This window comes from Sphingobacterium sp. UBA6317 (assembly GCF_002440385.1).
GTDB lineage: Bacteria > Bacteroidota > Bacteroidia > Sphingobacteriales > Sphingobacteriaceae > Sphingobacterium > Sphingobacterium multivorum.
In genome coordinates this window covers 132,940-153,578 of record NZ_DJTD01000028.1, presented here as the reverse complement: position 1 = coordinate 153,578, position 20,639 = coordinate 132,940, and the positions used below count along the sequence as shown (strand labels likewise).

Sequence of the window (20,639 nt, the reverse complement as noted above, 5' to 3'; positions counted from 1 at the left end):
TTTATCCTATATAATTAGATCTATAATTGATTTTTTCTAAACAACTATGTACCTACAAATAATGGGGCCAAAAACGGCTTTATTAATAGCGAAGAAATAGTTGTATCTACAAAAAAACTATGACTGTAAATATTAGGACAGAAAAGTCAAGTGACACAACGATTGTATTCGAACTGATCCGACTCGCCTTTGAAAACGAACAGTATAGCGATCATCAAGAGCACATTTTAGTAGAAAAACTAAGAAGGACAGCAGAATTTATACCACAACTGTCAATGGTAGCTGAAGCTGAAGGAGAAATAGCAGGCTATATACTCCTGACAAAAGTGAAGATTATCGATAAAGAGAATCAAAAAACATCCGATTCTCTTGCCTTGGCTCCTGTCGCTGTGCTACCTCAGTTTCAAGGACAGGGAATTGGCGGTAAATTAATTCTTGGTGCTCATCAGATTGCAAAAGAAATGGGTTTTGATGAGATGACAGCTGACGAACCTATCTAATACTTAATCGGATAATCTTGCATCAATTCAAACTGGTAGCCTTCTTTTTTTAATGCATCAATTAAAGTGGATAACTCCTGCTGCCCTTTTCGCGTTTGAAACATATCATCATGCATTAAGAAAACAACATTATTAGGTACCATTGAGCTTTTGTTGTTCATATAATTTCGGATATGAGACAAGGTAGACTCTTGGCTCTGTATGGGCGTACCAGTAACGCTATTAAGCCGCCACTCGACATCCCAGCCATAAATTGTATATCCGTTCTTATGCAATAGATCGGCTGTGCTGGATCCATTCTTAAGGTCAATCTTACGAACATTATCATATATCCAAATATTCCTTCCTGGAAGCCGAACAATTTTATGTTTTAAATGGAGATCTTTTTCATTCTTTTCAAAATCAGCAAAAGCATTTTGGGGGTTACTATAAAATCTTGAATATTGATTGTTTGCGTGGGTATAGCTGTGATTATAACAGGCTATAAGCGGATTGGATTCATAACGGGCAAGATCGCGTTTTCTTCCTTTGCTCATATTTGCATGTTTACCAATCAAGAATACACTCACTTTAATGTTTTTTTCTTTCGCAATAGAATCAATAAAAGCACTACCAATTAATGGGCCATCATCAAAAGTCAAATAAATATGTTTTGGTTGCTTATCAAATGCTTTCCGCAGGGAGTCCTTTAGCTCACGTTTTTGTTGTTTGATCGGAACAGGGTGCAGACTATCTACTGTAAAGTGTATCTGATTTTTCTGAAGCGAATCCCACCTATTCAACAAATGTGGTATTTTTTCCTTAACAACCAATTTCTCCGTAAGTGTGTCCTTCAGTTCGCCTTTTCCCAAGACTTTGTTTGAAAAATCCTTACATGCGGTTACACTAAACACTATACTACAAATGAAAAGTACCACAAACAACCTACTACACTTCATATCAATCGCTATAACTTAATGAATTTCTTTTTTCAAAATTACTACAAAAACCTATTTATTAACCATAAAATCTTACAAATCCCTACTTTCAGGGATAAGGTGAGTCATCTTCAACAATCCGGTATAGCTCTTTTTATGGCTTCAGTCTTTATTATAAATCCGATATAAGAAACTATCGTGCCACTTTTTTCGACCGTTGGTCTTTATTTCTTTTTAAAAAATAGTGCCTTGTTATACTCAAAATTCATACGTGCGATATTCAGTACTGATATACCTTGTGGACACTCTACCTCGCAGGCTTCTGTATTTGAACAATGACCGAAGGACTCCTTATCCATTTGTTTGATCATATTTAATACCCGTTGACTACGCTCTTCCTTTCCTTGTGGTAATAGTGCCATATGGGTGATCTTTGCTGAGGTAAAAAGGGCCGCGCTGCCGTTTTTGCACGTCGCCACACAAGCACCACAACCTATACAGGCTGCCGAGTCAAAGGCCGATTCAGCTAGTTCATGAGAAATAGGAATGGCTGTTGCATCTGGAGCCTGCCCCGTATTGATAGAGACAAATCCACCGGAAGAAATAATTCGATCGAATGCGGAACGATCCACTTTCAGATCTTTTTTTATATGAAATGCGGCTGAACGAAAAGGTTCTATGGTAATGGTATCCTTGTCTTTAAATGAACGTAAATGTAACTGGCAAGTCGTCGTATGTTTAAGGGGCCCATGTGCAATGCCGTTAATCATCATTCCGCACTGTCCGCAAATTCCTTCACGACAGTCGTGATCGAACTCGACGGGCTCGTCTCCTTCTGTTATCAACTGTTCATTTAAAGTATCCAACATTTCCAAAAAAGACATATGTGGATTGAGATCAGTTAATGTGTAGGTCACTAATTTGCCTGTAGCATTGCGATCCTTTTGTCGCCATATTTTAAGATATAAATCCATAATCATTCATTTTATTTATAGCTCCTAACAGTTGGTTGTATTTCTTCAAAGGTCAACGGTTCTTTGACCAACTCAGGTTCTTCATTTTCTCCCTTCCATGACCAAGCGGAAATAAATTGATATTCGGCATCGTTACGTAGCGCCTCTCCGTCTGCAGTTTGATATTCTTCCCGAAAATGCGCTCCACAGGATTCATTTCGCGTCAATGCATCATAACACATCAGTTCTCCAATCTCAAAATAGTCTGCTACACGTCCGGCTTTCTCCAGTTCGCTATTTAACGTATCGGCCTCGCCGCTGACAATAACGTCCTTGAAAAATTCTTGTTTTAGCTTTCTAATTTCTTCAATAGCATAGCGAAGCCCTTTTTCATTACGTGCCAGCCCACAATAGTCATAGAGTATTTTGCCCAGTGTTTTATGGAAATAATCCACAGTTTTACTGCCTTTGATTTTCAAAAATACGTCGATTTGTTTTCTAACATCCTCTTCAGCACGTTCAAACGCAATATGATCTGTGGAAATTTTCCCCGTATGAATATCGTTTGCCAAATAATTGGCAATCGTATAGGGACCGATAAAATAGCCATCGACAGATGCCTGAAGCAGTGAGTTTGCCCCAAGTCTGTTTGCACCATGGTCCGCAAAATTAGCTTCGCCAAGCGCAAATAAACCTGGCAGACTCGTCATCAACTCATAATCGACCCATAAACCGCCCATGGAAAAGTGTGCAGACGGTGAAATCATCATCGGTACGCTATAAGCATCATATCCCGTAATCTTTTCATACATGTCAAATAGATTACCATATTTTTCCTGTATTTTCTGTTTCCCCTGTTCGCTAATAGCCTTCGCAAAATCAAGATAAACAGCATTTTTGAGTGGACCAATCCCAAAACCGGCATCGATCCGTTCCTTTGCCGCCCGAGAGGAAATATCCCGTGGGGCAAGATTTCCAAATGCGGGATACCGTCGTTCTAAATAGTAATCCCGTTCTTCCTCTGGAATAGCGTTGGGTTCTCGCGTCTCACCTTCCTTCATGGGGACCCATATTCTTCCGTCATTGCGCAAAGACTCCGACATTAAGGTTAATTTAGACTGATAACTGCCCGATTGTGGTAAGGACGTCGGGTGAATCTGAATCCAGCTCGGAGAAGCCATTAATGCGCCCTTTTTATGTGCGCGCCAGATTGCCGAACCGTTACATCCCATGGCCAAGGTCGATAGGTAATATATTTTACCATAACCTCCTGTTGCTAATACAACTGTATGGGCCGCATGCCGTTCAATATCGCCCGTATCTAGATTACGTACGATAACACCACGTGCCTTTCCATCGATAACAACAACATCAAGCATCTCATGTCGTGTAAAAAGTTGCACGGTTCCCTTCCCTACCTGGCGCATAAGTGCCTGGTAGGCACCCAAAAGAAGCTGCTGCCCAGTTTGGCCTCTTGCATAGAACGTCCGACTTACCTGTACGCCGCCAAAAGAGCGATTATTTAAATAGCCGCCGTATTCTCGTCCAAAAGGAACTCCTTGGGCTACAGCTTGATCGATCAAATTAAGTGAGCATTCTGCCATGCGGTATACATTTGCTTCACGTGCACGGAAATCCCCTCCTTTTAAGGTATCGACAAACATCCTGTAAACGCTATCTCCATCATTTTTATAGTTCTTTGCCGCATTTACACCGCCCTGCGCTGCGACGGAATGCGCCCGTCGCGGACTGTCCTGAAAACAAAATGATTTCACCTGATACCCCATCTCGCCAAGGGAGGCTGCAATAGAACTACCCGCCAACCCTGTACCAATCACGATAACATCCAATTTTTTGCGATTGGCGGGATTAACTAATTTGGCAGTCTTCTTATAGCGTGTCCATTTTTCATCCAATGGCCCTTCTGGTATTTTTGAATTTAATATCATGATTTATCCGCTTTAGTTTACTGTAAAGAATATATAAACAGGCATCATGGCAAAGCCCAAACTAATGATAACCGAATAGCCAATGCCAAGGATCTTAAACCATTTGACAAATTTTGGATGAAATAATCCTAAGGTTCGAATTGCGCTATGAATCCCGTGAATAAGATGATAACACAAGGCTATCATAGATAATACATAGATAAGGACGTACCACCATTGTTGGAAGACAGCGATGACCAAAACATATAAGTCCTTGTTCCCCCGCTCATCAAGCGGGGTTGCACCAAATTTGTATACATACCAAAAATTCTGAAAATGGATAACTAAAAAGATGAGAATTATAGTACCTAAAATTCCCATATTACGCGAGTACCATTTGCTTGCTCTTCCGCGATGATCCGATTTATAAACAGCTCCCTCCTTTTTATTTTTTAATGTAATGACAAGGCCATCTAAGGCATGAAGGATAATGCTGGCATAAAGTACATAGGAGATAATCTTGATCAAGATATTGCCCGCTAGAAAATGTGAGTAGGCATTAAATTGTAAATGTGCTTGTTCCTGCGGCAAGAATAGCTGTAAGTTCCCTAGGAAGTGAATCAGCAAAAAGAACGCTAAAAACAATCCAGTCAGGCACATGAGCATCTTTTTTGACAAAGTAGATAACATAATAAGATCCTAATTTTTAATAATAACCTATAACCTTCATCCACAATCCACCAACACCCATGTAAATCACCAATAATACGATACCGATTTCCAATCCACGCAACCACCATGATTTTAAATCAACATAGCCACTTCCGAAAAATACCGGTGCAGGGCCATGGCCATAATGTGTTAATACACCATAGATGGAGCCTAGAAATCCAAGCATCATCGCAAGCAGCATTGGTGGAATGCCTAAAGAAACACCGACACCCAACAAAGCGGCATACATCGCTGCTACATGGGCAGTGGCGCTAGCAAAAATGTAGTGACTAAAGAAGTAAACAAGAATAATGACAGGAAAGGCTATTTGCCAGCTCAAATCACCAATCTGTACTTTAATTAAATCACTAAACCAGCCGATGAATCCCAATTCGTTTAATGAACTGGCCATCATGACCAACACAGCAAACCAAACAATCGTATCCCATGCTCCTTTTTCTGCTTTAACATCCTCCCAGGTCAACACAGAGGTTAGTAACAGTAGCGTTAAACCTATAAAAGCCGTCGTTGTAGCATCAATTGAAAAGGATCCACCAAAGATCCATAATGCCAATAAGATAAAGAATGCCAAAAGCATTAACCACTCATTCCTCGAAATAGGCCCCATCTCTTTTAGTTTCTGTGCCGCCATCTTCGGCGCATCGCCTGTTTTTTTTAATTCAGGCGGATATAATTTGTAAAGAACAAGCGGTACCACAAAAAAGGCGACAATACCAGGTATGAACCCTGCAATCGCCCAGGACATCCAAGTAATGTCGATTCCCAGGTTCGCAGCAAATTTTTGACACATTGGATTACTGGCCGTCCCAGTCAAAAACATCGAAGATGCGATAAGATTCATATAATAGCTATTTAAAGTAAGATAGGATCCCAATTTCCGATGTGTCTCTGGTTTATCGGGGACGGAATCAAAACTAATAGCCATGGATTTCATAATTGGATAGATAATTCCACCACCTCGAGCCGTATTGCTCGGGATTGCTGGAGCTAAACAGACGTCTGCCAGTCCCAATCCATAAGCTAATCCGAGCGAACTTTTTCCAAAAACACGAATGAAAAGAAATGCAATCCGATTGCCAAGACCGGTTTTTATGAAACCGCGAGCAATAAAGAAAGAGATACCAATCAGCCAGATAACTTTGTCGCCAAAACCGGTCAAAGCTTTGGTAATGGATTTACCAGCATCTCCGGGGGCCAACACTTGTGTCAGCGCGGTAAATGCTATGGCCATCATACACATGGTACCCATCGGCGCTGCTTTTAAAATAATCCCAAGAATAGTTGCTGCGAAGATAGCAAAGAGATGCCAAGCTTCTGGGCTGACTCCTTTCGGTATTGGGATAAACCATAAAATGAGTGCCACAAGAAAAGTGATGGCAATATTTTTAATACTGATTTCTTTCATAATAAGCGAGGTTTAATAAATTAGAATCGACTTTGTACTTGAATAATAAATAAATTCTTATTGAATTCACTGGTATTTTCGGTCTGCTTTTTATACCGGTCTAACTGGAGACCAAGCTGAATCCTTGCACCATAATTTTTTAAAAATTCTAGACCAAACATCGGTGTGTATGTTTGACGTCCATTTGCATTTAGTTTATAATTTGGATCAATGTATTCATATCGGCAAGATAGCTCGAAAGCGCTCAAATTGAAATAATTTACTTCGTATCTTAAATTTGGAAGAAAATAAATACCCCGTACAAGGTAGTCGCTCAATTTGGCGGTACGAGCACTTTCGTCCAACGAATAATACAGGTTATGATTGATCGCCTGTTTTGCTTCCAGCTGCATATCGAGATTCCAGCGCTTGCCAAAGTTCACGTTTCCGGTTAGATCAACACCCAATGCATGCACCTGTTTTTTCATGACTTCACCAATACCCCCGTTGAGTCCTAAGTTAACACTATACTTCTTTGAGAGACCAAAGACAAGACGCGTAGCATATTGTTTGCCATTGTCGTTATCGACTACCTGATTTTTTCCATTTCCATTTACCACGGATAACGAGTAGCTAAAAGGCATTTCCCCAAGCGTGGTCTCACCTGTCGCTGCCACGCCGATCTGAAAGCTTGCCCAGCCGAGTTTGCCAAACTCAAGATATTGATTAGACCAATCCAATGATTTGATAATATCAATCGGATAGGTCTCTTCAATACCAAACCAGGGACGGAATTGGCCTACTGTGATCGCCAATTTGGGACTAAATGTATATTTCAAATAAGCATTTTCAAGAACTTTTGTTTTCGGATCGCTTTTAAAATCCGCGAGATTTGCCAAAACTGCCACCTCTGTGCGTTTGCTAATTTGGGCACGCATCTGAACACGCATATACTTCACCATAAAATTGTTGTCCGTACCAGAACCATCACTGTGATGCAGTCCATTAACGTCTACGTCTTTTGTGCCACTCACAAGGTATCTGGCCTGAAATAAACCTTTTACCTGAAGCTTGGGATAAATCGTATCATCCTTGGTTAGTTTTACAGAATCTACTTTGCTTTGTTGTTCGGCCCCTACTTCTTGCCCGTTGGCCAGGTTATTCAATAGTGAGCACGCAATAAGGAGTGGAATGTAATGTTTCTTCATATCAAAACAATTTGGCCTTAGCGAGTAGCCCGGCCTACTTTTCGTTGTTAATAATGTTACTTCTTCGATTTGGTATTGTAGTAACAACAGATAACATTAGAAAATGTTTTGTTATTTTAATATAATTTAATAACTGTAAGAAAACCAGTCCAATTCTAAAATGGTGTCGTGTAAATTCCATGTTTTTGTGTAATTTCACGGACGAACATTAAACTAATCTAATTTTCAAATTCGCAGATTGATCTTTTAAGGAGCCATTGAACTCACTGAAAACTTCGCGCGTAAATTATGGTATGCAGTTTTTAGAATCGATAAATATTATGAAAGAAAAATTAATCAAGACATGTTTTATTTGCCTGCTTCTCCTGATCATTCAGGGTTTTTCAATAACCACAAGCCACGCTGCTGACAAAGAAAAACCCGCCATGTTTTGGACTTGGCTAGATTACAACGCCAAAACAAACTTTGATTCAATTTGCCGTGAGATGAATTATTTAGGAATCGATGGCGTAATGTTAAATGCCGCCAGTCCAGACGAGTATCGGGTAGCAATTCCCATTGCAAAAAAATATGGCATCCAAGTTATCGCGTGGCTTTGGACGATGAACTTGGAACATGACAGGGATAAAATACTCCAAGAACATCCGGATTGGTTCAGCGTCAATCGAAATGGTAAAAGTCTGGCAGATACCACTGCATACGTTGGTTATTATAAATTCTTGTCACCTGTTGTGCCCGGAGTAAAAGAGTATATCCGTAAAAAAATCGAATCCTATTGTGAAGTCGAGGGATTGGAGGGGATTTCTATTGACTATAATCGCTACGTGGATGTTGTCCTCCCTACAACCCTTTGGCCTAAATACAATATTGTTCAAGATCGTGAATACCCAGCTTGGGATTACGGTTACCATCCAATTGCAATAGCGAAGTTCAAGAAACAGTATGGTTATGATCCGAGAGCACAAAAAGATCCATCGAAAGATCTAAAATGGCGCCAATTTCGTTGCGATCAGATAACCGATATCGCCAATATGATTGCAGACATCGTTCACTCCCATGGTAAAACAATGGCTGCATCCCCATTTCCGACTCCCAAAATGGCTTCTCGTATGGTGCGCCAAGATTGGGGTAAGTGGAATTTGGATGTTGTTTTTCCGATGGTATACAGCAATTTTTATACAGAAGATCCAAGCTTTATTAGAGATTGTACATTAGAAAATGTGCGCGATAAAGGAGCAAATACGACGCTATATTGTGGATTGATGGCTAAAAATAATGAAGAAATATTTGCCGATATGGATGAGGCGCTAAATAATGGTGCGCAGGGAATTTCTATTTTTACCATCCATAGCTTAAAAGATCCACAGATAAGGGAAAAATTTAAAAACTATACAGCTGCTGCGAAAGCTAAAAAAGCGCAAAATAATGGAACTTTAACCCATTCGGCACATGTGAAAATCGAAAATAATCCTTTCAAAAAAGAAGGTATTATGAAATTAATCAACCAAAAGATACAAGATTTGGTACGCTCAGAAAATCCTGCTGCCAGCCCGATAGCATTATCAAAATATAAAAAAATAGATGCATACGATGTAACTCAAAAATACCTGGTTACTGATCAGGTGAGCAAAAAGAATTTTTACGTCACCTTCTTTTTCTATGGCGGTATACTTTCCGGTTGGAATGTTGATCCAGCTCCAAATGCAGCCTAAAGGATGACCTACTAGATGGAGGTGCTAAAATGTTACTTATTTGGCACCTCTTTTCTTTTAATACACTGTTCCCTATCTTTGGAACAAACAAATACTGAAAAAATGAGAAAAAATGTCAGGTTGGTAGCCTGTATTATAGGTTTGATATGTTCCGGATCAATTACTGTATCGTTTGCTCAAAACAACATTCAAAACCAGCGCAGTACTAAGAGCGCGATCATTGATAAAGCGCTATTGGATAAAATATTGGATAAAAATAGGCAATCATTCAAAGAAGGTAAAGTGGCTGATTACATCCCGGAATTAAGTAAAGCCAATGCAGCATCTGTCGCACTTTCAGTGGTAAATAGTGATGGAACAATCGTTAGTATCGGAGATGTACAACAAAGATTTACAATTCAGAGTATTTCAAAAATTGTTTCCTTGATGGTTGCTGTATTGGAAAATGGCGAGGAAGTTGTTTTTAATAAAATGGGGTACTATGGAACAGATAAACCCTTCAATCATTTTGCGAATTTGGAAACATCGGGTAAACCGCTCAATCCGATGATGAACGCCGGCGCCATTTTAACGACATCGCTTATTAAAGGAACAGGTGAGGAACCTTTTGTTAAAATACGGGATATGATTCGCTTTATAACGAATAATGAAAAAATCGATTACAGTAGATCTGTATACCATTCGGAACGGGAGACTGGAAATCGAAACAGAGGCATGTTCTACCTGATGCGCAACAATGGACTCATTGATGGTGAAGGTGAAGACAAACTCAATAATTATTTTAAGCAGTGCTCCATTGAGATAACTGCGGAGGATCTGGCTAAAATAGGTTTCTTTTTTGCCCATCATTGCGTGCGCTATGATGGAAATAAGCAATACTATAACCCAGATCTATCTCAGCTAGTTCAATCACAAATGCTCATTGCAGGGATGTACGAATTTAGTGGCGAATATGCCAGAACTGTCGGACTTCCAAGTAAATCGGGCGTTGGTGGCGGAATCACAGTAAGTGTACAGAATAAAATGGGTATAGGGGCCTACAGTCCAGCATTGGATCAACATGGCAACTCTGTTGCAGCATATCGCATGATATTGGACTTGGTAAAAGAGAAATCGCTGGGCCTCTTTAATTAGATTTTCAACCTTTCAAAATCATATGACACGAACAGAACCCATAATTGCTGTAAAGAGCGTCTCCAAAAGCTCGCTATTCTACCAAAAGCTTTTGGGCTGTACCAGTCAACATGGCGGCGAAACATTTGAAATTCTCACGGATAACGGGACTGTCATTCTCTGTTTACACAAATGGGGTGAGCACGACCACCCTACTATGCAAGATCAAAAACATGCTGGGAATGGATTTATTTTATTCTTTAGAGTAGACAATTTACAGCAAATCTTCGAAAACGCTACTTTGTTAAATGCATTCATAGAGAAAGATATACATTACAATGAGAACTCGCTAAAGGATCAATTTATCCTGCGTGACCCCGACAACTATTACCTGATTGTATCAAACTAGGCTACTATCGCTGTATATCGATTGAATGGAGGCTTGTCTTCATACGTAAAATTTCCATTCTTAAACCAGTTTAATTTTTTTAGCGTATACTAATCGCAACTTTGTCTTATCAAAACTTAAAACAATGAACACACGATTGAATATTGCAAAAGTAGATGCAACGGCCTATAAGGCGATGATGGGATTGGAAACCTATCTCAATGATATTTTTTTAAATCCAATTCAAAAGGAACTCATAAAAATACGTGCTTCACAGATCAACGGTTGCGCCTTTTGCTTAGATATGCACACGAAGGATGCGCTGAAGTATGGTGAAACGCCACAACGGATATTTTTATTAAATGCCTGGCGGGAAACGGATCTATTCACTAAGGAAGAACAGATTTTGTTGGAGATGACAGAGGAGATCACATTGATACATCAAAAGGGTTTGACAGAAAGCACTTTTCAAAAAGCAAAAGAAATATTTGAAGAAAAGGAGATTGCACAGATTATTATGGCGATCATTACCATAAATGCGTGGAATAGAATTGGCATCAGCACCCATTTAGAACTATTAAAGTAGTGCTACGCTTTGATTACAAAAAAGCCTCTTTCAATATTGGAAGAGGCTTTTTTCATTGCTAAATATATTCCTGTTTTTTCCAATAAAAATCCCGATTATCCTTTATCTTTATTAGGAAAACCAATATGAATGCATGATTATGAAAATCCTAAAAAAAATCCTAATTGTTTTGGCGATCATCATCGCTATTCCCTTAATTACTGCAATCTTCGTCAGTAAAGACTTCTCGGCCCAGAGTGAGATAACAATCAATAAGCCAAAGCAGGAAGTGTTCAACTACGTGAAAATGCTTAAGAACCAAGATAACTTTGGTGTATGGCAACTATCAGACCCGCAAATGAAAAAAACTGAACAGGGTGTAGATGGTCAAGTCGGCTATAAATCCAGCTGGGATGGTAAGAAAGTCGGTAAAGGTTCACAGACCATTACAAAAATCGTCGAGGGCGAAACAATTGAAACGGCCCTCGATTTCGGTATGGGTGAATCAGCCAAGGGTTATTTCATCTTAAAAGAGATCTCGCCTAATCAAACTTTGGTGACCTGGGGAATTTCAGGAAAATCGCCCTATCCATGGAACTTTATGAACTTATTTATGAATATGAATAAAGACTTCGATCAGGGTCTGAAAAACTTAAAAAATAGACTAGAATAGCGACTATACAATGCAAAAAAAAGTGGTTAAAATAAACTTTACTTTAACCACTTTTTCTCATTTTTAAAAGGAACAAAATTTATCTTCTGCGCATTAAAATTCGTAGAATGTACCAGAACAGCAACATGATTGATGAAAACAGCTGCAAGGCTGCCCCTACATATTGTTCGTTGCCGTAACTATACTTCAGATTTTGAGTTTGATAGAGTATGCTTCCAGAAGCAAGTGCAATCATGGCAACCGAGAACCATAATCCAAGTTCAAAACCAAAAATAGCTCCAGCAACAATTGCCCCCAAAGATAAGAAGCCTCCAATCACCAGGATATTTCTGAGAAATGAAAAATCTTTATTGGATACAAATGCAACGACAGTAAGGCCGGTAAACAAGGCCAAAGTCATTATACTTGCCTGATAAATGACACTAATTCCTTCGGTCATAAATACCGCCATAAAAATCATCGGCAGGAAGATGATTGCCTCCAGTACAATATAGAATGCTAGGCCTAAATATTGGGTTTGACGGCTTTGCGAAAGTGTCCATCTTGATGAAAGTGTGGAGCCCAACCAAAAACATCCCAATAAGAACAACCAAATAAATTTTCCGCTAACCATCCAAACGATAAAATCATAAGGGATCAATTTGATCAGCAAAGTTTCCAAAACGATAAATGCTAAAATCGAAAGCGCAACATGAAGATAGGTTTTTTTATAAAAAACGCCCCTTTCAGCGTCATCATTGATAAGAATATACTCTTGTGATTCCATAAAACAAATACAATAGATTAAATAAGGATTAAAAATAAGTATTTATTCTATTTTCACAAGAAAGAAGTTTGCATAGGCTTATAAAAAAAGAACCCCGCCTAGCGGGGTCCATTCAAACAAACAACTTATTTCCAGCCTCCTCCCAAATCTTTATAGATATTGACAACAGCATTGAGCTGCTGCTTCTTTGTTTCTATCAATTCAAGTTTTGAATCCAGTACATCGCGTTGTGTCATTAAAACCTCCATATAGTCTGCCCTCGCTGATTTAAAGAGATCATTTGACACAGACACGGAATTATTCAGGACCTCAACTTCTTTTGTTTTGAAATCGTAGCTGCGCCCGAGGTTTTCAATATTAGAAAGTTGTGTAGAGACTTCTAAGTAAGCATTCAGAATGGTCTTCTCGTAATTATATACCGCCTGTATTTGTTTCGCGTTGGCTGTATTAAATTCCGCTTTAAGCCCATTTTTGTTGATCAAAGGTGCTGCAAGCTCCCCTATTAGATTATACAAAACTGATTCAGGCATCTTAAATAGATAAGAAGGCTTGAATGCCTGTAAACCCAGAGCAGCCGAAATCTCCAAAGAAGGATAAAACTCTTTCCGCGCGATCTGTACGTCCAACTTCGCGGCAGCGAGCTCATACTCGGCCTCACGAATATCAGGTCTATTGCTTAGTAGTTGGCTCGGTATACCTGTCTGAACTTTCGCCGGGATCAGATCGACAAAATTGCTTTTGTCACGTTTGATCTCTTGTGGGAAACGTCCCAATAGAAAATTAATACGGTTTTCAGTTTCTTTGATCTGTTGCCGCGTCTCAAATTCCATACCTTTGGTCTTCAACACTTCGGCTTCAAACTTTTGAACCGCCAGTTCTGTTACACGAGCAGCCTGTTTCTGCAATCGGATTACCGCAAGCGCATTGTCCTGAAGCTCGATATTTTGTTTGATAATAGCCAACTGATTGTCCAATGCCAATAATTCATAATACGAACGGGCAACTTCGGCAATAAGGCTACTTAAGACAAAATTTTTCCCTTCTACCGTAGCAAGATAACGGTTCAGTGCTGCTTGTTCGGAGTCCTTCAGTTTTTTCCAAACATCTATTTCCCAACTGGCATACGCACCAATGGTCAAATCTCCTAGTGGATCCGGCATTTCCTTTCCAGGGGCAATTTCTGTACTGGCATCACCGGCCCCCTGACTGGTGTATCGTCCAACTTTTTCAACACCACCTCCGGCACGTAAACCAACAGTGGGTTTCAATGCTCCTTTTCGTAAAAGAATATCATTCTTTGCGATCGCCAACTCCTGCAAAGTAACATTCAGCTCCTGATTGTTTTTCAACGCTGTATCGATCAATACAACTAAATTTGGATCCGTAAAAAATTCACGCCACTTAACCGACGCTGAATTCGTTGTATCTGATTGAGCTACATCTGTATACTGCTTCGGAACGAATTTATTCTCCTGTATTTGTGTCGCTTTCGGAACCTTACATCCCGTCACTGCTGCTGAAAGCGAAAATGCAATGACCCATTGTATTTTTCTGCGATTAGTCATTATTATCAAGTTCTTCAGTTAATGGATTTTCATCTTCGTGTTTAATAAGCTTGCGTTTGGAGGCAATAGTCCCGAAGATAAAGTATAAGCCCGGTATCACCACAATACCAAAAAACGTCCCAAACAACATACCTCCCGCTGCCGCTGTACCGATCGTACGGTTTCCAATTGCACCTGGGCCTGAAGCCATAACTAAGGGAATCAACCCGGCGATAAAAGCAAATGATGTCATCAAAATAGGTCTAAACCTTACTTTTGCACCGTCCAAGGCAGCCTCAATGATACTCAATCCCTGCGAATGCCGTTGAGCGGCAAACTCAACAATCAACACGGCATTTTTACCAAGTAGACCGATAAGCATGACCAAAGCTACCTGCGCGTAAATATTGTTTTCCAATCCCAATAACTTCAATAGTAGAAATGCCCCAAAGATTCCGATTGGTAAAGAAAGCAACACCGCAAAGGGCATAATAAAGCTCTCATATTGAGCGGAAAGTATCAAGTAAACGAAACCGAGACAAATTAAGAAGATATAAATTGCCTGATTTCCACGACCTACCTGATCTTTGGAAATACCAGCCCAATCAATGCCATAGCCTCGTGGTAAGGTCTTGGCAGCGACTTCATTAATCACCTGAATTGCTTCACCACTGCTATAACCTGGTGCGGCAGAGCCCGAAATTTCAGATGCCATATACATATTGTGCCGGGTGATCTCAGAAAGACCGTAAACCTTTTCCATATGCATAAATGCTGAAAATGGTACCATTTCGTCTTTATCATTCTTCACATATAGTTTTAAGATATCTTCCGGCAAAGCCCTGTATTGCGGCAAAGCCTGAACCATAACTTTATATTGACGGTCATACTTAATGAAATTCGTTTCGTAATTACTGCCCACCAAAGTCGAAAGCGTATTCAGTGCATTATCAATGGTAACACCCTTCTGTTGCGCGAGATCATTATCGATATGCAACATATACTGCGGAAAACTTGCACTATAGAAGGTAAATACAGACGATAATTCAGGCCTTTTGTTCAATTCACGCACAAAATCCTTACTTACCGTTTCCATTTTCTTGTAGTCGCCAGAACCTGCTTTGTCCAGAAGACGAAGCTCAAATCCACCCGCAGCACCATAGCCCGGTACGGCCGGCGGTTGGAAAAACTCGATAGACGCTCCTGGGATATTTTTGGCAGCGGCCTCCAGTTGCTCTATGATCTCCTGCGAGGATTCTTTACGTTCTTCCCAGCTTTTCAAGTTGATCAAACAAGTACCTGTATTTGCCCCGGTTCCTTCAGTCAGGATTTCATAACCAGCCAATGAAGATACCGATTGTACACCATCAATGTCTTCAGCTTCTTTTTGCAATGTCTGGGCCGCTAGATTGGTCCGTTCCAATGTCGATCCTGGCGGCGTTTGAATAATAGCATAGATCATCCCCTGATCTTCATTGGGGATAAAACCTGCAGGAACAGCATTATTCAAAAAATATGCGCCAATACAAAAACCAATTAATACTAAAAATGTAAAAACGCGCTTATCCACTATGCCCTTCAACAAGTAAACATATTTGTTGGACATCTTATCAAACATTCTGTTGAAAGAATCCAGGAATTTATCGATAATGGACTTTTTTCTTGCCTTTCCATGGTTATTCTTCAGCATAATCGCACATAAAGCCGGAGTGAGTGTCAATGCCACAACACCCGATAAGATGATGGAAGTAGCCATGGTAATGGAAAACTGCCTATAGAATATCCCTACGGGGCCAGACATAAAGGCAACCGGAATAAAAACCGCCGCCATAAGGAATGTGATCGCAACAATGGCACCACTGATTTCGTGCATCGCTTTTTTGGTCGCCTTATAGGCCGAAATATGAAGCTCTTCCATTTTAGCATGGACAGCCTCAATAACCACAATCGCATCGTCCACAACCACACCTATGGCAAGCACCAGTGCAAACAATGTGATCAAGTTGATGGTAATTCCAAAAAACTGCATGAACAAAAACGATCCCACCAAGGAAACCGGTACTGCAATGGTTGGAATCAATGTCGAACGCCAATCTCCTAAGAATAGAAAAACGACAATAGCAACAAGCACAAATGCTTCCAATAAAGTATGGACTACTTTTTCCATGGATGCATCCAAGAATTTTGATACATCATAGCTAATTTCGTAATCCAGCCCTTTCGGAAAGGAAGCTTTCAATTCCTTCATTTTGCTTTTAACGTCTTGAATTACCTGAGAAGCATTACTTCCATAAGATTGTTTTAAGACAATCGCTGCAGATGGTTTTCCATTCAGTGTAGAGTAGATATCGTACATCGCCGAACCGAATTTGATTTCCGCAACATCTTTTAAACGTAACATTTCACCATTTTCACCCGCACGTAAAACGATATTGCCATAACCTTCCGTAGTTGTAAAACGCCCCGGGTATTTCAATACATATTCAAAAGACTGGGAGGTCATACCAGACGACTCCCCGGCTTTACCTGGTGAAGCTTCCAAACTTTGCTCGGATAAGGCTTTCATCACCTCTTCTGCAGAAATCTTGTAGGCTGTCATACGATCAGGTTTCAACCAAATACGCATCGCTAATTCGCGTGTTCCAAGAATATTTGCCACCCCGACACCGTCTACCCGACGTAATTCGGAGACAATATTCATGTCCGCATAGTTATACATAAAATTTCCATCAAGCTCCTTGTCTTTACTATAGAGATTGATGTACATTAACATATTGGATTCTTCACGTGTAATCTTCACCCCTTCACGGACGACAATTGGCGGAAGCTTGTTAACCACAGAGGCTACGCGGTTCTGTACATTTAAAGAAGCCTGATTCGGATCCGTTCCTAGGTTGAATACGACCTGAATACTTGCTTCCCCGTCATTACCGGCATCGGAAGCCATGTATTTCATTCCAGGAACCCCATTGATCGCCCGTTCCAGCGGAATGATAACTGATTTAATCATCAACTCACCATTGGCTCCAGGATACTCGGCAGTGATGTTCACCTTCGGTGGCGATATTGATGGAAATTGTGTTACAGGAAGCTGTACCATAGCAAGCACACCCAAGAACACAATGATCAGTGATATCACGATCGAAAGTACTGGTCTATTTATAAAACGACTAAACATAGTAATTTAACTGTAAGGGATCTATTCTGTTTTTAACTTCAAATTTGAGATGGCGTCTTTAGGTTGCACAAAGCTGTAGCTGATTTTATCATCCTCTTTCGCTTTCTGAATACCATCCAACAAAAACTTATCATCTTTTTGAAGTCCGCTCGTTACCACATACAGATCTGGTAGGGAGTTACCAATGGTGATATGACGGGCTTTTAATTTGCCCTCCTTATCGATTACATACACATATTTACGGTCCTGCATTTCGTATGTCGCTTTCTGTGGAATAATTAAAACCTGTTTCAGCGGAAAGTTCATCACCACCTTGCCGCTCTCGCCATGTTTTAATAGACGGTTTGGATTGGGAAATTTCGCTCGAAAAGCAATATTTCCCGTCTCACTGTTGAACTCACTTTCTATGGTCTCCACAAGACCATTTTGAGCGAACAACTCATTATTGGCAAGCAACAAGCCGACATGAGTATCTCCACGTTTACTCACGTTAGTTTGATAACTTAAATATTCAGGTTCGGAGACATTGAAATAAACCAGCATCTCACTGTTGTCGGACAGACTTGTCAATAATTCACCTTCATCCACCAAACTTCCCAATTTCAATGGAATCCGATCAATGGTTCCGTCAAAAGGTGCCCTGATTTCTGTAAAGGAGAGATGTAATTTTGCAATAGCAGCCTCAGCTTTGGCTTGCTCAAGTTTTGCTTTAGCCATCGCGAGTTCATTGGGCGATACGACATTTTTATCGGCAAGCGTTTTTGTATTTTGAACTTCAATTTCGGCTACATTAACTTCTGCCGAAGATTTACGGTATTCGGCCTCATACATCTTCGGCATAATCCGAAAAAGTAATTGCCCTTTATGGACAAATTGTCCTTCATCTACGAAAATCTGCTCGAGATAGCCCTTCTCCTGAGCCCGAAGCTCAATATTTCGGAAAGACCTAATCTGGGAAACAAAGTCCTTACGGATAGTTGTGTCCATTTGCACCGGAGAGGTCGCTGTAAATTTCTCTTTTTCTTCCTTTTCTTCCTTTTTGGAAGTACACCCGATTTGGCATAAGGTAATAGCCAAACTAGCGAGCATAAATACTCTTTTCATTTGTAAGCGTCTAATTAAAAAAATAAGTTTGATTGTTTGTTGTCTTGGTTGGTGAAATGACCTCTACTTTGGTTTATGGTCGTTCCGACTTGTTCATAGATTGTACAAATCGATTACGACTGAGCGGAGCGTCCCTTAGGATATCCACCAAAGCATATGAAATTTCGAAGGGTATATTTTAAATTCTCCAGTTTTGTTGAAGAACGTATCTTTGAGGGAAAAGATAGGCTATGAAATTGCAAAAAGGTATCTTCTTTGCAAATCGAAAAACGAAAACAAAAAGGACAATTGCAAAAAGTAGCAGCGCAACAAATTGGGATGTCATCTGCAAATCCTTGGTCAGTTGAAAATTTTCGGCATCAAATTCCTCGATAACTGGATTATCACTGTGAATATTACCGTAAAATAGCGGATCGATGTGGTCAACTGATGCGTCAATATACTGCTGTACATCAGCATGATTATGCTGATACATAAAACTAACAGTTGGTCGGTCGGATTCAATGAGCACGGCATGGCTATTACTGCTTCTGATAAATAAGAAGCATAAGAATAAGAATATCGTAACAACCGCTTTCATTGCGGAGCAAATATACTAGCGTACAACTAATTTTAACGATCTTTAACACATTTTAACAAAACAATTACAATTCGTAGATTTCCGCTAGAAAAGTGACAATTGCAAACCCCGACCATTTGTTCTCAAAGGTTCTGCATCTCCGAAGACTGTTCTGCCACCATATTTCCAAGAATCTCGCCGTTCTTCTGCTATAATTTGTTGAATATCAAACTGTGGCTGAAAATCTTTTTCGCTATCCAAGACAATCTGGTGCAACTTGTTAATCGATTTTAATTTTTCACCGTAACCCAGTTTAGATTTTTCAATACCTTTTTGCAAAATTTGAATACTTTCATCGTAAATGGTTAAAGGTACTGGAAAAGGATGCCCATCTTTCCCGCCATGAGCGAAGGAAAATCGAGCCGGGTCATTGAAACGTGAAGGCGCACCGTGGATTACCTCACTGACTAAAGCCAATGACTGTAACGTACGGGGCCCAACTCCTTTTAAAAGCAATAAGTCTTCAAAATGGCTTGGTTGACTTTCTCGGGCCACGTACAACATTGCTCCTAGCCTCTTCAAGTCAACGTCCGAAGCACGGACATCGTGATGGGATGGCATAATAAGTTTGGCGAAGTCTTGCATCACTTGAGTTGAATCCTCCGTTACTATCGTCATAATACCTGTTCTATTGGCCGCCGCTTCTGCAGCTGTCAAGTTGAGGATTATACCTTGTGAAGGACCACTGATACCCGCATGTGGTTCTTCAACAAACGATTTTACCTTTTCAGAATGCCAATGGTAACGACGGGCAGTTCCATCCTTTTCATGCATACCTTGCTGCACGACCGACCAATTGCCATTATCTGTCACGATAAAATTGTGGAGATATAATTGGTAACCATCCTGAATAGCGGTGTTATCCACTTTAGCAACAAGCTTACTGCTGCGAATCAAGTCGTTGCCATCTAGTCCCATTTCGTTCGAAAGCCGAAGTAGTTCCTGTGGGGTCTGCATAGAGAGCTTGCCTTTACCCCCACAGATATAAAGTCCCAACGACTTTGCATCTGGATTAATAGCGCGTTTTAATGCCCCCATAACAGCCGTTGTGATCCCTGAAGAATGCCAATCCATGCCGAGAACAGCACCAAAGCTTTGAAACCAGCGGGGATCCGCCAGTCTTCTCAAAACCTCGCCTTTACCATAATCCATTAATATTACTTCAACAATAGAGCGACCTAGCAAAGCCATACGTTCGTAAAGCCACGCTGGTACTTTTCCATAGTGTAATGGGAGATCTGCGGTTCCGGATCGTTTCATTTCAAACTAAATATATTAGTACAAATCTATCTCTTTTTTAGATAAAATAAAAACGGCTAGATAGCTTCTAGCCGTTTTTATTTTATGATCAATCT

At 40.2% G+C, this 20,639-nt stretch carries 18 protein-coding genes; 6 read left to right on the top strand and 12 right to left on the bottom strand.

Annotation, left to right across the window (positions count from 1 at the left end; all coding sequences use genetic code 11):
- Positions 1–119: 119 nt before the first annotated feature.
- Entirely contained in the window at positions 120–500 is a 381-nt protein-coding gene (locus B3E92_RS08720; protein WP_115048716.1) for a GNAT family N-acetyltransferase, read from the top strand.
- Here the strand turns inward: B3E92_RS08720 and B3E92_RS08715 are convergent.
- The 6 genes from B3E92_RS08715 to B3E92_RS08690 all read right to left on the bottom strand — a co-directional run bounded on the left by B3E92_RS08715 (position 497) and on the right by B3E92_RS08690 (position 7,622).
- Complete coding sequence (locus tag B3E92_RS08715) at positions 497–1,351, bottom strand: polysaccharide deacetylase family protein (protein ID WP_286896271.1); 855 nt, start codon at positions 1,349–1,351, stop codon at positions 497–499. The genes B3E92_RS08720 and B3E92_RS08715 overlap by 4 nt on opposite strands.
- A gap of 290 nt (positions 1,352–1,641) precedes the next feature.
- Complete coding sequence (locus B3E92_RS08710) at positions 1,642–2,391, bottom strand: succinate dehydrogenase/fumarate reductase iron-sulfur subunit (protein ID WP_286751913.1); 750 nt, start codon at positions 2,389–2,391, stop codon at positions 1,642–1,644.
- 11 nt (positions 2,392–2,402) lie between these two features.
- Positions 2,403–4,319: a fumarate reductase/succinate dehydrogenase flavoprotein subunit gene (locus tag B3E92_RS08705; protein WP_286751914.1), complete on the bottom strand. Its 1,917-nt coding sequence runs from the start codon at positions 4,317–4,319 to the stop codon at positions 2,403–2,405.
- Between the two features lie 12 nt (positions 4,320–4,331).
- Positions 4,332–4,988, bottom strand: coding sequence for a succinate dehydrogenase cytochrome b subunit (locus tag B3E92_RS08700; RefSeq protein WP_070564055.1), 657 nt, complete (start codon positions 4,986–4,988; stop codon positions 4,332–4,334).
- 16 nt (positions 4,989–5,004) lie between these two features.
- Positions 5,005–6,435, bottom strand: a complete 1,431-nt coding sequence (locus B3E92_RS08695) for an anion permease (RefSeq protein WP_046673349.1) — start codon at positions 6,433–6,435, stop codon at positions 5,005–5,007.
- 20 nt (positions 6,436–6,455) lie between these two features.
- Complete coding sequence (locus B3E92_RS08690; RefSeq protein ID WP_286896268.1) at positions 6,456–7,622, bottom strand: porin; 1,167 nt, start codon at positions 7,620–7,622, stop codon at positions 6,456–6,458.
- A 320-nt stretch (positions 7,623–7,942) separates the two neighbouring features.
- Here B3E92_RS08690 and B3E92_RS08685 point away from each other — a divergent pair, with 320 nt between their 5' ends.
- From B3E92_RS08685 to B3E92_RS08665, 5 genes are all read left to right on the top strand, one after another.
- Positions 7,943–9,334: a hypothetical protein gene (locus B3E92_RS08685; RefSeq protein WP_070564513.1), complete on the top strand. Its 1,392-nt coding sequence runs from the start codon at positions 7,943–7,945 to the stop codon at positions 9,332–9,334.
- A gap of 102 nt (positions 9,335–9,436) precedes the next feature.
- Positions 9,437–10,468 (top strand): glutaminase A, encoded by a 1,032-nt coding sequence (gene glsA, locus B3E92_RS08680; RefSeq protein ID WP_286896266.1) that lies wholly within the window; start codon positions 9,437–9,439, stop codon positions 10,466–10,468.
- A 22-nt stretch (positions 10,469–10,490) separates the two neighbouring features.
- A complete protein-coding gene (locus B3E92_RS08675) occupies positions 10,491–10,856 on the top strand; it encodes a glyoxalase (protein WP_070564049.1) in 366 nt (121 codons plus the stop codon).
- A 124-nt stretch (positions 10,857–10,980) separates the two neighbouring features.
- Positions 10,981–11,421 (top strand): carboxymuconolactone decarboxylase family protein, encoded by a 441-nt coding sequence (locus B3E92_RS08670; RefSeq protein ID WP_046673345.1) that lies wholly within the window; start codon positions 10,981–10,983, stop codon positions 11,419–11,421.
- 139 nt (positions 11,422–11,560) lie between these two features.
- Complete coding sequence (locus B3E92_RS08665; RefSeq protein ID WP_286896264.1) at positions 11,561–12,073, top strand: SRPBCC family protein; 513 nt, start codon at positions 11,561–11,563, stop codon at positions 12,071–12,073.
- A 79-nt stretch (positions 12,074–12,152) separates the two neighbouring features.
- On the opposite strand, the gene B3E92_RS08660 is transcribed toward B3E92_RS08665, so the two are convergent.
- The 6 genes from B3E92_RS08660 to B3E92_RS08635 form a co-directional block, all read right to left on the bottom strand.
- On the bottom strand, positions 12,153–12,839 hold the full coding sequence (locus B3E92_RS08660; protein ID WP_046673344.1) for a Bax inhibitor-1/YccA family protein: 687 nt from the start codon (positions 12,837–12,839) through the stop codon (positions 12,153–12,155).
- A gap of 125 nt (positions 12,840–12,964) precedes the next feature.
- Positions 12,965–14,404 carry a TolC family protein gene (locus B3E92_RS08655; RefSeq protein WP_046673343.1) on the bottom strand — a complete coding sequence of 480 codons (1,440 nt, stop codon included), beginning with the start codon at positions 14,402–14,404 and terminating at the stop codon, positions 12,965–12,967.
- Positions 14,397–17,561, bottom strand: coding sequence for an efflux RND transporter permease subunit (locus tag B3E92_RS08650; RefSeq protein WP_286896262.1), 3,165 nt, complete (start codon positions 17,559–17,561; stop codon positions 14,397–14,399). The genes B3E92_RS08655 and B3E92_RS08650 overlap by 8 nt, the downstream gene beginning before the upstream one ends.
- A 21-nt stretch (positions 17,562–17,582) precedes the next feature.
- The gene (locus tag B3E92_RS08645) at positions 17,583–18,665 is read right to left on the bottom strand and encodes an efflux RND transporter periplasmic adaptor subunit (RefSeq protein WP_046673341.1); all 1,083 of its coding nucleotides are present in this window, start codon (positions 18,663–18,665) and stop codon (positions 17,583–17,585) included.
- Positions 18,666–18,843: 178 nt separating this feature from the next.
- A complete protein-coding gene (locus B3E92_RS08640) occupies positions 18,844–19,245 on the bottom strand; it encodes a hypothetical protein (RefSeq protein ID WP_286896260.1) in 402 nt (133 codons plus the stop codon).
- An 84-nt stretch (positions 19,246–19,329) separates the two neighbouring features.
- Positions 19,330–20,544 (bottom strand): DUF763 domain-containing protein, encoded by a 1,215-nt coding sequence (locus tag B3E92_RS08635; RefSeq protein WP_286896258.1) that lies wholly within the window; start codon positions 20,542–20,544, stop codon positions 19,330–19,332.
- Positions 20,545–20,639: the final 95 nt, after the last annotated feature.